Origin of the sequence: Salmonella sp. NW884 (assembly GCF_051700745.1) — a bacterium.
In the GTDB taxonomy this organism is placed as follows: domain Bacteria; phylum Pseudomonadota; class Gammaproteobacteria; order Enterobacterales; family Enterobacteriaceae; genus Salmonella; species Salmonella enterica.
In genome coordinates this window covers 313333-328763 of record NZ_JAMMDE010000001.1, presented here as the reverse complement: position 1 = coordinate 328763, position 15431 = coordinate 313333, and the positions used below count along the sequence as shown (strand labels likewise).

Sequence of the window (15431 nt, the reverse complement as noted above, 5' to 3'; positions counted from 1 at the left end):
TAGATAGAATTTTTTGCGATTAAAAAAATGATTAACCTGACGTGGAGGGAAAACGAAAGCACATTACATCAGAAAAAGGACAGAGACTGGAATGATTGATGGCTAAAATAGATCCAGGCCGAAGGTGGGAGCGCGCTGGCGTGACGGACGCGCTCCGACCATATCAAATATCGACTTTTTCTTTGTATTCGCAAAGATCTTCAATGAGGCAGGAGCCGCAGCGGGGTTTTCGGGCGATACAGGTATAGCGGCCATGCAAAATTAACCAGTGATGGCAGTCCACTTTGAACTCATTCGGCACCACTTTCAGCAACTTCTCTTCTACCTGCTCGACATTTTTACCCGGCGCGAACTGTGTTCGGTTGCATACACGAAATATATGCGTATCAACGGCGATGGTCGGCCAGCCGAAGGCGGTATTTAGTACTACGTTAGCGGTTTTACGCCCCACGCCGGGAAGCGCTTCCAGCGCCGCCCGATCCTCCGGCACTTCGCCATTATGCTTGTCCAGTAAAATACGGCAGGTCTTAATCACGTTTTCCGCTTTACTGTTAAATAAACCGATGGTTTTGATATAGGATTTCACGCCTTCTACGCCCAGTTCCAGCATCGCGGCTGGTGTATTGGCGACCGGGTAAAGTTTGGCGGTAGCCTTGTTCACGCTGACGTCGGTTGCCTGCGCGGAAAGCAACACGGCAATCAGCAACTCAAACGGCGACGTGAAATTGAGTTCCGTTGTGGGGTGCGGATTGTTGTCGCGCAGGCGCGTCAGAATTTCCAGCCTTTTTGCTTTGTTCATCAGACTTTCCCTGTTTCACCTGCCGGAACAGCGGAAGGCGCGGTTTCGGCGCGGCGTTTCTTCATTTTTTCATCAATAAGATATTTTACCGCCAGCATGAGCCCCAGGCCGATAAACGCGCCTGGCGGCAGCATCGCCAGCAGGAAAGGCGAGTCGGTGTGAAATATCTCGACCCGTAATACTTTTGCCCAGCCTCCCAGCAGGCTATCCGCGCCATCGAAAAGCGTACCATTCCCGAGGATCTCGCGCAGTGAGCCCAGCACGAACATCGCGCCTGTCGCGCCCATGCCGATGGAAAAACCGTCCAACGCGGAAAGCCACGGTCCTTTTTTCGCGGCAAACGCTTCGGCGCGACCAACAACAATGCAGTTCGTTACAATCAACGGAATAAAAATCCCTAAAGACTGATACAAACCGAACGCATACGCATTGATCAGCATCTGTACTGCGCTTACCACCGAAGCAATGATCATAACGTAAATCGGGATACGGATTTCTGCCGGCGTCCAGCGACGTAGTGCGGACACCGTAAGGTTGGTCAGCGTTAATACCAGCGTCGTGGCCAGACCCAGACCCAGAGCGTTGGTTGCCGTAGACGTCACCGCCAGTAAAGGGCACAGGCCAAGTAGCTGCACCAGAGCAGAGTTATTTTTCCATAACCCCTGAACAACAATGTCTTTTATTTCGCTCATGGTTATTCTCCACAGGCGGTTAAATGGGGGAGCTGAGCGGGCAGTGATTCGGCGTACAGCCCGGCGCGTTTAACCGCATTCACTACGGCGCGCGGCGTTATTGTCGCCCCGGTAAATTGATCAAAATCACCGCCATCTTTTTTCACCGCCCAGTGCGTATCATTTTCACCGCTGATGGTTTTACCGCTAAAGTGGGTAATCCAGTCAGACAAACGGCGCTCAATTTTATCACCTAACCCTGGCGTCTCATGATGTTCCGTCACGCGCGTCCCCAGGATAGTACCGTTGAAATCTGCGCCAACAATAAGCTGGATAGCGCCGGAATAGCCATCTGGCGCGGTGGCCTCAATGATGGCCGCTACGGGTTTATCATCCTTGCGAGCGATAAAAACACGGTGTGTGCCTTTGCCGAGGGCGGGCGCATCGACCAGATAACAGCTCTCTTGCAGATTATTATTGTAACGATCTGGCGGCAATACCTGATCAAACAAGGCATGTTGTTGTTGCAGCGCTTGTTCGTGGATGGTTGATTTTGTCATCTGATTAATCACCGCGGTCAATCCCGTAGAGCCTGCGGCAAAAAGCGCCAGCGTAATACCGTGTTTACGAATCGTTTTCAGCATGGTTTATCCTTTGCGATGTCCATAGACGCGGGGGCGCGTGTAGTAGTCGATCAGAGGAACCGTGATATTCGCCAACAGGACAGCAAAAGCAACGCCGTCCGGATAGCCGCCGAAGCTACGAATCAGCCACACTAATACCCCAGCCAGCGCGCCGAAAATTAAACGTCCACGGTTGGTCGTGGAGGCGGTAACCGGATCCGTCAAGATAAAAAATGCGCCCAGCATGGTGGCGCCTGACAGCAGATGAAGCTGCGGCGAGGCCAGCGTAGCGGGCGAGAAAAGCCAACCTAACGCGGCGCATAGCGCCAGCGTGAGCAGAAAACTGACCGGGATATGCCAGCGGATGGCTTTTTGCCACAGCAGGAATACGCCGCCGACAAGCCAGGCGAGGTTAACCCACTGCCAGCCCACGCCAGCCAGCGCACCGCTGTATATCGGGTACTGCATGATTTGCTCAACGGAGTGCCTGGCGCGCAAGGACGTTTTAAACGTATCCAGCGGCGTCGCCTGGCTGATACCGTCAATACCGATACGTAGCAGCGTCATATCGCCGCCGCTGGCGGTATGCCCGGTAAAAATCATCCGCAACGTGTCCAGCATATCGGGCGTTGTTGCGGCTATTTCATAAGGCGGCAACCAGCTTGTCATTTGCACCGGAAAGGAAATTAATAGCACCACGTAACCGATCATGGCCGGATTAAAGGGGTTTTGTCCCAGCCCGCCATATAACTGTTTAGCGATAATAATGGCGAATCCGGTTCCCAGCACGACCATCCACCAGGGCGCGAGCGGAGGGATGCTGACCGCCAGCAAAAGCCCCGTCAATAACGCGGAATAATCCTGCAGGTGACTGGCGACCGATTGTTTGCGCAGCCTGAGGGCAATGGCTTCCGCGACGAGCGCCGTGATAGCAGCCAGAACGATCTGGAAAAGCGTTCCCCAACCAAAAAACCACGTCTGCGCGGCAATCCCCGGCAGAGCGGCGATTAATACCAGCAACATGATTCGCGATGTCTGGCGCTGGTTATGGGTATAAGGCGAGCTTGCGATTCTGAATACCATTTAATCCTCGTTAACAACCTGCTGCTGTGCTGCTTTTTTTGCCTGAACGCGGGCGATCGCCGCAGCAACCGCGGCTTTACGCGGGTCGGCCGGTTCGGCAGGTTCGCTTCCGGCCTGCTGCTCCTGCTTGCGGGCTTTGGCGCGGGCGATAGCCGCTTCCACTGCGGCTTTACGCGGATCGGCCGGTTCGACAGGTTCGCTTCCGGTCTGCTGCTCCTGCTTACGGGCTTTGGCACGGGCGATGGCCGCTTCCACCGCGGCTTTACGCGGATCGACCGGTTCGGCAGGTTCGCTTCCGGCCTGCTGCTCCTGTTTGCGGGCTTTGGCGCGGGCGATGGCCGCCTCCACCGCGGCTTTGCGCGGATCGACCGGTTCGGCAGGTTCGCTTCCGGCCTGCTGCTCCTGTTTGCGGGCTTTGGCGCGAGCGATAGCCGCCTCCACTGCGGCTTTACGCGGGTCGCCGCCGGATATCGCGCTGTCAGCCACCGGATGAGCGGCTTGTTTAGCGCGCGCTTGCGCTTTACGCGCTTCACGGGCCGCGATGACGGCGCTATTGTCTGGCAGACTACCCGCCTGAATAACCACCGGTTGCGTGGCCTGCGCCTGTTTCTCTTTTACCCGCGCCAGCGCAGCGGCAATGGCATCCTGATCTTTTGCCGCTGGTTGTACCGCTGCGCTCTTATGACGTGCAAGGCGGGCGGCTTTTTCGCGCTCCAGTCTTGCCTGACGAGCCTCAAAACGCGCTTTGGCTTCGGCGGCGCGTTTTTCTTCAAGCCTGATCGCATTAATCTCCGCTTTTTCCTGACGGAAATATTGGACGAGCGGAATATTACTGGGGCAGACCCAGGCGCAGGCGCCGCATTCTATACAATCAGCAATATGGTGAGCGGTAGCCTTGTCATGCTGCTGCCCTTTGCTGAACCAATAAAGCTGCTGCGGTAAAAGGTCGGCAGGGCAAGCGTCAGCGCAAGCGCTGCAACGAATACAGCTTTTCTCTTCCTGAGGCGCTCCCATTTCAGTCACGGATGGCGCCAGCAGGCAGTTGGTGATTTTTACGACCGGTACGTCAAGCCAGGGAAGGGTGAATCCCATCAACGGGCCGCCCATGATGACCATCTGGTCAGCAGAAGGGCAGAACCCGGCATCGTTAAGCAAATGGCGAACGGGAGTGCCGAGCCGCGCCCAGACGTTACCCGGGCGGCTTACCGCTTCACCCGTTAAGGTGACGACGCGTTCTGTGATCGGTTCGCCGTCAATCACGGCGCGTTTAACGGCATACGCCGTACCGACGTTTTGCATCAGCACGCCAATATCAGAGGAGCGCCCGCCGTGGGGAACCTGTTTTCCCGTCAGTATTTGGGTGAGCTGTTTTGCGCCGCCGGAAGGGTATTTGGTTGGGATCACACGTAACGAAATATCGTGGGCGTCAGCCAGTACGGCGCGCAGCATGGAAATAGCCTGCGGTTTGTTATCTTCAATGCCGATTAATACCTCACGCGGTTGCAGAATATGCGCCAGGATGCGAATACCTTCCACAATCTGCGCGGCGCAGTCCTGCATCAGACGATCGTCCGCCGTAATATAAGGTTCGCACTCTGCGGCATTGATAATAAGCGTGGTGATTTTATCGCCGCCACCCTGCAATTTAACGCCGGTGGGAAACCCTGCGCCGCCAAGCCCGGCAACGCCATACTGATGAATGCGTTCAATGAGCGCTTCACGGCTGTGGGCGCGGTAATCAGACCAGCCATCACGCTCAATCCAGCGGTCCTCGCCGTCGGCATCAATGATGACGCTTAACTCCGCCAGCGCCGAAGGATGCGCCGTCGAGTGGGGGGCAATAGCGATAACCGTCCCGGAGGTGGGCGCGTGTACCGGCAGCATTCTCCCACGTCCACGGGTAAGCGCCTGGCCGCGTAGCACGCGATCGCCGACGCTAACGCACAGCTCGCCCTCAGCGCCAATGTGCTGTTTTAAAGGGATAACAAAGCGCGGCGCCAAAGGCACCTGGCGCAGCGGCGTGCCGTTTGACTGGGACTTCATTTCGGGCGGATGAATACCACCGTCGAAATCCCAGATTTTATCTTTTCTGAAAGCGGAAAATAGTTTAAGCATGTTGTTCCACGGGAATGATGCGAACGGGAATGGTGTTCAAATCCCATTTCCAACTGTCGGGCGTCTCATTCACCGGACGTAATTCGATGCAGTGCGTCGGACACGGATCGACGCACAGATTACAGCCAGTACAGAGATCGCTCATGACCGTGTGCATGGCGCGCGTTGCGCCAACGATGGCGTCAACCGGGCAGGCCTGAATGCATTTTGTGCAGCCAATGCAGTTATTTTCATCAATAACTGCCAGCATACGTACTGGCGCGGCCTGCTGTTCTTCACCATCGCATGGTTGCGGCTCTACGTTTAGCAACTCTGCCATTTTCAGCATGACGGCTTCGCCGCCGGGCGCGCAACGATTGATTTTCTCGCCCTGGAGACCCACGGCTTCGGCGTAGGGGCGACAGCCGGGATAGCCGCACTGACCACACTGGCTCTGCGGCAAAATCGCATCGATTTTTTCAACAACCGGATCATCTTCAACCGCGAATCGGCGGGAGGCATAACCCAGAATGGCGCCGAACACCAGACCCAGAAGGGTCAGGGCGCCAACGGCAATCCAGATAGTATTCATTACAACTTCACCAAACCACTAAAGCCCATAAAGGCCAAAGACATTAATCCTGCGGTAATCAATGCTATCGCGTTACCACGAAAAGGGGCGGGCACATCCGCCACGGCAAGGCGTTCGCGGATAGCGGCGAACAGAACCATCACTAATGAAAAACCGACGGCGGCGGAAAATCCGTACAGCGCCGACTGAAGAAAGTGATGACCGAGATTAATATTCAGTAACGCTACGCCCAGAACCGCACAGTTAGTGGTAATCAGTGGTAAGAAGATGCCTAACAAGCGGTATAACGCCGGGCTGGTTTTCCGTACAACCATTTCGGTAAATTGTACGACCACAGCAATGACGAGGATAAAGGCCAGCGTCCGCAGATAAATCAGATCCAGCGGAATAAGTATCCAGGTGTCGATAAGCCAGGCGCATATCGACGCCAGCGTCATGACAAAGGTCGTCGCGAGGCCCATCCCCATGGCGGTTTCCAGTTTTTTGGATACGCCCATAAAGGGACAAAGGCCCAGGAATTTGACCAGTACAAAGTTATTGACCAGTACAGTTCCGACAAAGAGCAGCAGGTAATCAGTCATGTTTCGGCCTGAAATAAAAAAGCCGCCTATTATCTGTCAAACTACCACAGGCGACAACAGGTTAACTGTAGGGTTATTACGGATTAACAAACGTTGTTTTAACGCGCGCTGAACGTTTGAGATAAGGCACAATGAGCGCCGTCGCCAACAGTGGGAAGAGTAACTGACGCACGGCAAAGGCATCTGAGACGGGCGAAAAGGCAAATGCTTTAACCGCCAGTAACACCGACACCAGCAGCCAGATAATGTAATGCTTCGGCACGCAGCGTCTGCGCTTGAAGAATGCGATCGTCAACCACAAGGTATAGTACCACATGGCGATAGCGGTAATAAATGAAATGCCCCATAGCAGTAAATTACCGGTTTCCTGTCCGCTAAGCGTCTTGAACGTTTGCGGTGTGGCAAGCGCCATAACGTAGAGTAATAACGCCAGCGAGGCGCTCAACAACGCGACTAACAGCCAGGCTAACGGGCCAAGAAGCCAGCCTCCAATTCGTTGTGGCGGTGTTGTAGTCATATCTTCTCCGGGGTTACGCGCGTTAACGGTCATGCCGCTCATTTTGGGGCAAATATTATAAGGTTTTTGATGTTAAACGCTACTTTCTTTATTGCACATAGCGCCAGACGGATTGCGGAACCTGACCTACATCAAACAGGCGTCCTCCGGAAACCAGCTCGGCACGGCGGTGATCTGCAGCGCGATACATATTAACGATGTCCATGTCATCAGTAAGGGTATAGTTAAGGTGGTCGAACAGTTTTTCCAGACTTTCGAGCGAACTAATTTTGCGGAATTTTAATAGATAATCCTGAACAGTCATATAAAGTTGATCCATATTAAATATAATGCCAACGGAGTAGTCACTGATAAAAAATAAACAAAACCGCACCAGTGAGAGGTCAGGGGTGCAGGTAAAAAGGGAATATTCTTACCGGTAAAGAGTCAGGCGCCACATGGCGCCTGGGGCGAAAGGTTAACGCGCTTTCCTACAACAGGCAATAAACGTCAGACCAGATAGAACATATTTCGTTTTTTTTTGCCGGTTTTTGACTTTTCTTTGCACCCCCGGGGCGCCGCTTACCGTACCACGCGAAAACGCCTTTACATTATCTGACGCTTACTTCTTCTGAACGGAAGCCGTGGGCTCTGGTGGTTGGTAATTGTCAATATGGTTGGCAATACCTAAAAGAATGACTGAGATAACGAGAACTATCCACCCAGTTAATTCAATAAGACGATTCATTACTGACGACATTTGCTTTGATTTATCCATAAACACAGGGGGTAAATGTTACTTTCCTGGCGAACGGTCGGCAAGAGGGAGGGAAACGATTTCAGCCCCTGTTCTGTAACAAGTTAATCATTTGATGCTACGTTGATGGTCAGGACGCTATTGCGGCTAATCGCACGATGGTGTGGAATAGCGATATCTAAAACCGGAGGCAGTGAGATGAATGACAAAATCCGCGTTGGGTTAATCGGTTATGGCTACGCCAGTAAAACCTTTCATGCGCCCTTAATTATGGGAACGCCAGGGCTAGAGCTTGCGGCGGTATCCAGCAGCGATGAAACAAAAGTGAAAGCAGACTGGCCGGCGGTTTCCGTGGTCTCTGAGCCCCGACATTTATTTAACGATCCGCATATCGACCTGATCGTGATCCCGACGCCCAACGATACCCATTTCCCGCTGGCGAAAGCTGCGCTGGAAGCCGGTAAGCATGTGGTGGTTGATAAACCCTTTACCGTGACACTGTCACAGGCGCGAGAGTTGGATGCGCTAGCGCGGAGCACTGGCCGGGTACTTTCCGTCTTCCACAACCGACGCTGGGACAGCGATTTTTTGACGCTGAAAGCCTTGCTGGCGGATGGCGTGCTCGGCGAGGTGTCCTTGTTTGAATCCCACTTTGATCGCTTTCGTCCCCAGGTGCGCGACCGCTGGCGCGAGCAAGGCGGGCCGGGAAGTGGTATCTGGTACGATCTGGCGCCGCACTTGTTGGATCAGGCCATTCAACTTTTTGGCCTGCCGGTCAGCATGACGGTGGATTTAGCGCAACTGCGTCCGGGCGCGCAATCTACAGATTATTTCCACGCGATTTTATCCTACCCCCAGCGCCGCGTGATTTTGCACGGTACGATGCTGGCCGCGGCGGAATCCGCGCGATACATCGTTCATGGTTCGCGCGGTAGCTATGTTAAATATGGCCTCGATCCCCAGGAAGAACGGTTAAAAAACGGCGAGCGTTTACCGCAGGAAGACTGGGGATACGACATGCGTGACGGCGTATTGACCCTGGTTGAGGGAGAGACGCGCAAAGAAGAGAACTGGCTTACGTTGCCGGGTAACTACCCGGCATATTATGCCGCCATCCGCGATGCGTTAAACGGTAACGGTGAAAATCCCGTGCCGGCAAGCCAGGCGATTCAAATTATGGAGTTGATTGAACTGGGCATGGAATCGGCAAAACATCGCGCGACGCTGTGTCTTGCCTGAGATGTCGCATTTCTCCGCCTGGGATAGCATTAAATCGCAGGCGGAGAGAGGGCGTTAGCATCAATAAAGCAATCTTACGCCGCGGCCACTTTTTCGCGCAGCGCACGTTTTTCGCCATCGCTCAAAAAGGCGATTTCCAGACCGTTAATCTGCGCCTGGCGAATCTGTTCGCGGCTCAATCCTGCCGCTGGCGCGGCAACGTGATATTCATGGATAATATCTACGCCCTGAACAGCCGGATCGTCCGTATTAAGACTGGCGAGAACGCCATGCTCAAGGAAGGTTTTGAGCGGATGGTCTGCCAGCGATGCGACGGTACTGGTCTGAATATTCGAAGTCAGACAGGATTCAATACCGATACGCTGCTGTGCAAGAAAATCCATTAACGCGCGATCTTCGACAGCTTTTACGCCATGTCCGATACGTTCGGCTCCCAGTTCGCGAATCGCCTGCCAGATACTTTCCGGCCCTGCGGCTTCGCCAGCGTGAACGGTAATATGCCAGCCCGCATCGCGCGCCCGATTAAAGTGCGACAAAAACAGACTGCCGGGAAAGCCCAGCTCATCACCGGCTAAATCCAGCGCGGTGATTTTCTCTCTGTGCGCCAGCAGCGCATCAAGCTCCTGTAAACATGCCGCCTCGCCGAAGGTACGGCTCATAATGCCAATGAGTCGCGCCTCGACGCCAAACGTGTTACAGCCGTCGCGTACGCCGTCGATAACGGCTTCAACCACGCCTGCGATCGGTAACTGATGCGCCATCGCCATATAGCCGGGCGAAAAGCGAAGCTCGACGTAATGCAGGCCGTTACGTGCGGCATCTTCAATATTTTCAAAGGCCACACGGCGGCAGGCGTCAAGCGATGCCAGGACTTTTACCCCCCAATCGAGCTTAGTGAGAAAGCTTACTAAATCGGGTTCGGTTGAGGTGACCTGGACATGCGGAATCAGCGTTTCCAGCGTTTGGGCGGGAAGGGCGATGTTGAACTGCCGACCAAGATCCAGAATTGTTTGGGCGCGAATGTTGCCATCAAGGTGGCGGTGGATGTCAGTCAAAGGAAGCGTAATATCAATCATGGGCGCACTCAATTTTTAATAAAAGTGCGCACCATTATACTACAGATTGATAATGCTCTGGAAATTTTGCAAAAACGGAGTCATTACGTTGCAACTTCGCGAGAGCGCGGAAGAAATTTTGTATCATTCTCTTTAACGCGCCCCCGGTCAGCTCACGGGGGCCGTCTCTGTTATCGCCTCTCAGGATAAAGGGTCAACCCCCCGCCTGTAGACAGTATCAGCGAACGGTGCGGTGGCAAAATCCATATCCGAGATCGTAAAGGGGAGCAGATCGGCTTCGCCAAAACGATCGGCGACATAATCCCACTACGTACACCATGTCCCGCGTCGGTCAACTTCCTGTGAAAAATCGAACATATCCCTTCCTTATGCCTGAACGGTATTCATCAGGCCAACCATTTCATCTTTTACCGACTGAACCTGCGGGCCGATAATTACCTGCAAATTATGCTGATTGAGCTGTACGATGCCTGTCGCGTGATTGTCCTTCAATGCCTGGACATCGACAAACGACATATCTTTCACTGACAGGCGTAGGGGGGGATGCAGTTGTCCAGACTCACGATGTTTTCCGTGCCGCCTAATGCTCACGACGAGCACCATGTGCGGAGTCAAACGATAGCCGCTCGCCTGGTAACGCAAAAGTAGAGGCTGCGCGTCGTTCGGCGCAGACCGGGTGCAGCGTCGCGACACCCGGCAAGGCGATTATTGTTGAGGCAGCGCCGGAACGTCCGGAACGGAAAGCGCCGGCATTCCAAACAGGCCGACAAAGTCTTCCAACGGCATTTTTTGTCCGTTGAGCGTGATCTGGCCATTGGCGTACTGCAAACTGGAGGCGATAGTATTATCCTTCAGCGTTGTCAGTCGGAACATCTGACCCATTGCGGACAGCCCCTGCACCTGCTGTTTTGCCAGTTTTTCCGCATCATCCTGCTGATAGCCTTCCAGCTTTGCTATCTGCGTCATAAACTCGACCGCCATGTCCATCGGAATTGCCAGTTTCGCATCCAGCGATTTCACGGAGCGGTCGACTTCCTGCGCCAGCGTTTGCGGTTGTGCCGTTGTGGTTGCCGGATCTTTGAGGAACAGCGACAGATTCAGCGTGGTTTCCCCTTTGGCGTTTTTCCAGCTAAGCGGCGCTATGGTCAGTACCGGATCGCCTTTTAACAGCACGGGGAGAGCGCTAAAGAACGCTTCAGTGACTTTTTGCTGATAAAGCTCAGGATTCTGCGCCACGTCCGGCTGATTCAGCAGCGCCTGCGTTTGCGCATGATATTGCTGACTAAACTGGTGCCAGGCTTCGCCGTCGATTTGACCGACTTTCAGCGTTAATTTACCGCTGCCCAAATCCTGATTCTGCACTTTCAGGCTGTTAAGCGAGTAATCCAACTGGCTGTTAATGGTTTTTCCGTCGTTGACGAGATCGGACTTGCCGGCAATTTCCATCCCTTCCAGCACCGCCATCTCTTTACCCTCAATGGCGATGGACAGTTTATCCAGCGTTAACTTTTGGTCGCCTACACGCTCGCCAAAGCTTGCCAGCTTACTGGTACCGTCTGTTTTCAAATTATTAAAGGTGAGTTGTACCTTCTGATTATATTCGTTAACGGCATCGACCAGGCCGCTCTGCGCTTCGCCCGACAGCGAAACCACATTACCGTCTTTATCGGCGTTAAGCTGGAACTCGCCGCCGCTAAAGGCGACCTTTTCACCGGCATTCTCGTAGTTTAACGGCTTGAGAGAGATATCGGAGCGGGTATCGCCGCCATAACCAATGCGGGTATTGATGACAAAGGGCGTGTCGCCTTTCGCGATATCAAAGAGGGGTTTTGCCGCATCGTTATTCACCAGCGTGGTTTTTACCGACGCCATAGAAGGGATCAGATTGAGCGTTTTGAGCTGGGCGAGCGGGAAGGGGCCATGTGAAACGGACTCGTCCAGCACAATGCTTTGCCCGGGCTTCAACCAGGTAGTGTCTGCGCCTGCAACCGGTTTGACAACCAGTTGCAGATGGCTACTGAACACGCCACGCTGGTAGTTTTGATAACTTAATTCGACACCGGCCTCCGGCGCAGTACGCTTGAGCTGTTCATTGGCCTGAGTCACCATTTCTGCAAGATGGTTCTCCAGCTTTTTCCCCGTATACCAGGCGCCGCCTGTCCAGACGATGCCAAGTGCAATTACTACACCTGCAGCTACCAGTGTTTTTTTCATATCAATTGTCCATAAAAATGAAACCAGGCGGATTAAACCGCCTGGAGGAGTTTTACGTCTGTTATAAGCTTAGCAAGAGTTGTTAAAAAATTCAGTACGTTGCTACAGCTTGTTATAAACACGCGCTAAACGGCCCGTGCCGCTGGCGTTAACCGGAGACTCATCCGCGCCGATAAAGGCCGATTCACCCGGCTTCAGTACCAGACGCTGTTCATCTTTACGTAACACCGCCTCACCCTCAACGCAGAACAGAATCGCGGCGCTGTGTTGGCCGATGCTCGTCTCCTGAAGCGCCAGGTCGTGCAGTGAAAAAGCAAAATCGTCAACCGGAATTGGGAAGTCCAGCTCCGCGCCGCTTTTTACCGGGGCAGTCAGTAACTCGCCAGCAGGCTTAGGTTCGAACTTCACGTTCGCGACCAGCTCAGGGATGTCGATATATTTTGGCGTAAGGCCAGCGCGCAGAACGTTATCGGAGTTCGCCATGACTTCCAGCGCAACGCCCTGCAGATAAGCATGAGGCGTTTCGGCAAACAGGAACATCGCCTCGCCGGGATTCAGTTTGACCACATTCAGCAACAAAGGAGAGAAAAGCCCGCTGTCGTCAGGATAATACTCTGAAATCACGCGGATCGTTTGCCACGGTTCGCCTTGCTGGCTGTTAAGCGCCGCTTTGAGTACGGCTAACGCGCGGGATTTTTCTTCGCCTTGCATATTCAACAGGCTGGCGAAAAGCTGGCTCAGACGTTCAGCGTTCGGCGCCTGCAAAAAGTGGGCGATAGCGGAATGCGCGCCGGCGATAGGTTGCAGTAAAGAGACAATGTCAGAAAATTCGCGGAACGCGTTCATCGCCAGGAAAGGCGTCAGGGCAAAAACCAGCTCTGGTTTATGGTTAGGATCTTTATAGTTCCGCTCTGCGGCATCCATGGGGATACCCGCCGCATTTTCTTTCGCGAAACCGATTTCGGAATTGCGCTTATTCGGGTGCACCTGAATAGAGAGCGGCTGCGCGGCGCACAGTACTTTAAACAGAAACGGCAGTTCGCCGAAACGGTTGGCTACCGCTTCGCCCAGCATGGCGGTTTTATTCTTTTCGATGGCGTCACGCAGGGAGACGGTTTCGCCGTTGGCGGTGGTGATTCGCGAGCTGCTTTTGGGATGCGCGCCCATCCAGAGTTCAGCCATTGGCTGCTGCTGCGGATTGGCGATGCCATAAAGTTCCGTTAACGCAGTTTTACTTCCCCAGGCATAGTTTTGCACTGAGTTAATGAGTTTTTGCATTATCAAGCCCTGTTTCAATGTGGAGATCAATGGGAGGTATTAAACCAAGAAACCCGCATGAAGTAACCTCCGCGCGTAAAAAGTCGTACTTGTCTCAGTTTTTGTTAAAAAATTGTGTAGGATAGTGTTACTCGCTTTGAGTCGGGCAATGGAACACCTGCCCAGAGAATAACCATACCGAGCGGTAAGTGAGAGCACAATGTCAAACAAACCCTTCTTTTATCAAGACCCTTTTCCCCTCAAAAAGGACGATACCGAGTACTACTTGTTGACCAGCGAACATGTTTCCGTCGCCGAATTCGAAGGACAAGAGATCCTGAAAGTCGCGCCGGAAGCGCTAACGTTGTTGGCGCGTCAGGCCTTCCACGATGCGTCTTTTATGTTACGTCCCGCGCATCAGCAGCAGGTGGCGGATATTCTGCGCGATCCGCAGGCCAGTGAAAACGACAAATATGTCGCGCTGCAATTCCTGCGAAACTCCGATATCGCGGCCAAGGGCGTGTTGCCCACCTGCCAGGATACCGGTACGGCCATTATTGTCGGCAAAAAAGGCCAACGCGTCTGGACTGGTGGAGGTGATGAAGCGGCGCTGGCTCGCGGCGTATATAATACCTATATCGAAGATAACCTGCGCTATTCACAGAACGCGGCGCTGGATATGTACAAAGAGGTCAATACCGGTACTAACCTGCCGGCGCAGATCGATCTCTACAGCGTCGATGGCGATGAATATAAATTCCTCTGTATCGCTAAAGGCGGCGGATCGGCGAATAAAACCTACCTCTATCAGGAGACAAAAGCGCTTCTGACGCCGGGTAAGCTCAAAAATTATCTCGTTGATAAAATGCGTACGCTGGGCACCGCCGCCTGTCCGCCGTATCACATTGCGTTTGTCATTGGCGGCACCTCGGCGGAAGCGAACCTGAAGACCGTTAAGCTGGCCTCGGCAAAATACTATGATGCGCTACCAACCGAAGGCAATGAACACGGGCAGGCCTTCCGCGATATTGAGCTGGAAAAAGAATTGTTGCTTGAGGCGCAAAATCTTGGCTTGGGCGCGCAGTTCGGCGGCAAATATTTCGCTCACGATATTCGTGTCATCCGATTGCCGCGCCACGGGGCATCGTGTCCGGTAGGTATGGGCGTATCCTGCTCCGCGGATCGAAACATTAAAGCGAAGATCAACCGGGAAGGGATCTGGATCGAGAAGCTGGAGCGCAATCCCGGTAAATATATTCCTGAGGCGCTGCGCCAGGCGGGAGAGGGCGAGGCGGTGCGCGTTGATCTTAACCGTCCCATGAGCGAGATACTGCAACAACTGTCGCAGTATCCGGTATCAACGCGCCTGTCGCTGAACGGCACGATTATTGTGGGCCGCGACATCGCGCACGCTAAACTGAAAGAACGGATGGACAGAGGCGAAGGTTTGCCGCAGTACATCAAAGATCATCCTATCTATTATGCGGGGCCGGCAAAAACGCCGGAAGGGTATGCCTCCGGGTCGCTTGGGCCGACTACTGCAGGACGAATGGACTCTTATGTTGATCAGCTCCAGTCGCAGGGCGGCAGTATGATCATGCTGGCGAAAGGCAACCGCAGCCAGCAGGTGACCGATGCCTGTAAGAAACATGGCGGCTTCTACCTGGGCAGTATCGGCGGCCCGGCAGCCGTTCTGGCGCAGGGTAGTATCAAGCGCCTGGAGTGCGTGGAATATCCTGAACTGGGTATGGAGGCTATCTGGAAAATTGAAGTGGAGGATTTTCCGGCCTTTATTCTGGTGGATGATAAAGGCAACGATTTCTTCCAGCAGATTCAGTCATCGCAGTGCGCACGCTGCGTTAAGTAATGTCGCCGCCCTGCGGGGCGGTAACATGATTCGCTATTTTGCCGGAGAACGGCGCAAGCGCCTTATCCGGTCTACACCGTTG

At 53.7% G+C, this 15431-nt stretch carries 15 protein-coding genes and 2 pseudogenes; 2 read left to right on the top strand and 15 right to left on the bottom strand.

The window, feature by feature from the left end:
* Positions 1-163: 163 nt before the first annotated feature.
* The 10 genes from nth to blr all read right to left on the bottom strand — a co-directional run bounded on the left by nth (position 164) and on the right by blr (position 7687).
* The gene (nth, locus tag NA197_RS01605) at positions 164-799 is read right to left on the bottom strand and encodes an endonuclease III (RefSeq protein ID WP_001030318.1); all 636 of its coding nucleotides are present in this window, start codon (positions 797-799) and stop codon (positions 164-166) included.
* Positions 799-1491 (bottom strand): electron transport complex subunit E, encoded by a 693-nt coding sequence (locus NA197_RS01600; protein WP_001289628.1) that lies wholly within the window; start codon positions 1489-1491, stop codon positions 799-801. Before NA197_RS01600 ends, nth begins: the two co-directional genes overlap by 1 nt.
* A 2-nt stretch (positions 1492-1493) precedes the next feature.
* Positions 1494-2114, bottom strand: a complete 621-nt coding sequence (rsxG, locus tag NA197_RS01595; RefSeq protein WP_000920820.1) for an electron transport complex subunit RsxG — start codon at positions 2112-2114, stop codon at positions 1494-1496.
* 3 nt (positions 2115-2117) lie between these two features.
* The gene (rsxD, locus tag NA197_RS01590) at positions 2118-3176 is read right to left on the bottom strand and encodes an electron transport complex subunit RsxD (RefSeq protein ID WP_064043312.1); all 1059 of its coding nucleotides are present in this window, start codon (positions 3174-3176) and stop codon (positions 2118-2120) included.
* Complete coding sequence (rsxC, locus tag NA197_RS01585; RefSeq protein WP_208215003.1) at positions 3177-5291, bottom strand: electron transport complex subunit RsxC; 2115 nt, start codon at positions 5289-5291, stop codon at positions 3177-3179. It abuts the gene before it with no gap.
* Positions 5284-5862, bottom strand: coding sequence for an electron transport complex subunit RsxB (gene rsxB / locus NA197_RS01580; protein WP_001092600.1), 579 nt, complete (start codon positions 5860-5862; stop codon positions 5284-5286). Before rsxB ends, rsxC begins: the two co-directional genes overlap by 8 nt.
* The gene (gene rsxA / locus NA197_RS01575) at positions 5862-6443 is read right to left on the bottom strand and encodes an electron transport complex subunit RsxA (protein WP_000133179.1); all 582 of its coding nucleotides are present in this window, start codon (positions 6441-6443) and stop codon (positions 5862-5864) included. Before rsxA ends, rsxB begins: the two co-directional genes overlap by 1 nt.
* A 76-nt stretch (positions 6444-6519) precedes the next feature.
* The gene (locus NA197_RS01570) at positions 6520-6960 is read right to left on the bottom strand and encodes a DUF2569 domain-containing protein (RefSeq protein ID WP_000214061.1); all 441 of its coding nucleotides are present in this window, start codon (positions 6958-6960) and stop codon (positions 6520-6522) included.
* An 88-nt stretch (positions 6961-7048) separates the two neighbouring features.
* Entirely contained in the window at positions 7049-7264 is a 216-nt protein-coding gene (ydgT, locus tag NA197_RS01565) for a transcription modulator YdgT (protein ID WP_000217946.1), read from the bottom strand.
* 297 nt (positions 7265-7561) lie between these two features.
* Positions 7562-7687: a division septum protein Blr gene (blr, locus tag NA197_RS01560; RefSeq protein ID WP_001708800.1), complete on the bottom strand. Its 126-nt coding sequence runs from the start codon at positions 7685-7687 to the stop codon at positions 7562-7564.
* A 207-nt stretch (positions 7688-7894) separates the two neighbouring features.
* Here blr and NA197_RS01555 point away from each other — a divergent pair, with 207 nt between their 5' ends.
* Positions 7895-8935 (top strand): oxidoreductase, encoded by a 1041-nt coding sequence (locus tag NA197_RS01555; protein WP_000998242.1) that lies wholly within the window; start codon positions 7895-7897, stop codon positions 8933-8935.
* Positions 8936-9009: 74 nt separating this feature from the next.
* Here NA197_RS01555 and add read toward each other — a convergent pair whose 3' ends face one another.
* The 5 genes and pseudogenes from add to manA all read right to left on the bottom strand — a co-directional run bounded on the left by add (position 9010) and on the right by manA (position 13503).
* A complete protein-coding gene (gene add, locus NA197_RS01550; RefSeq protein WP_000565565.1) occupies positions 9010-10011 on the bottom strand; it encodes an adenosine deaminase in 1002 nt (333 codons plus the stop codon).
* Positions 10012-10236: 225 nt separating this feature from the next.
* Positions 10237-10368 (bottom strand): annotated as a pseudogene (locus NA197_RS01545) (transcriptional regulator); the annotation flags it as partial.
* Positions 10369-10377: 9 nt separating this feature from the next.
* Positions 10378-10598 (bottom strand): annotated as a pseudogene (locus tag NA197_RS01540) (glucose PTS transporter subunit EIIB); the annotation flags it as partial.
* A 118-nt stretch (positions 10599-10716) separates the two neighbouring features.
* Complete coding sequence (locus NA197_RS01535; protein ID WP_064043310.1) at positions 10717-12225, bottom strand: YdgA family protein; 1509 nt, start codon at positions 12223-12225, stop codon at positions 10717-10719.
* Between the two features lie 102 nt (positions 12226-12327).
* Complete coding sequence (gene manA, locus NA197_RS01530) at positions 12328-13503, bottom strand: mannose-6-phosphate isomerase (protein WP_001170618.1); 1176 nt, start codon at positions 13501-13503, stop codon at positions 12328-12330.
* A gap of 199 nt (positions 13504-13702) precedes the next feature.
* On the opposite strand from manA, the gene fumB reads away from it, so the two are divergent.
* Positions 13703-15349, top strand: a complete 1647-nt coding sequence (gene fumB / locus NA197_RS01525; protein WP_000066609.1) for a class I fumarate hydratase — start codon at positions 13703-13705, stop codon at positions 15347-15349.
* Positions 15350-15431 lie beyond the last annotated feature (82 nt).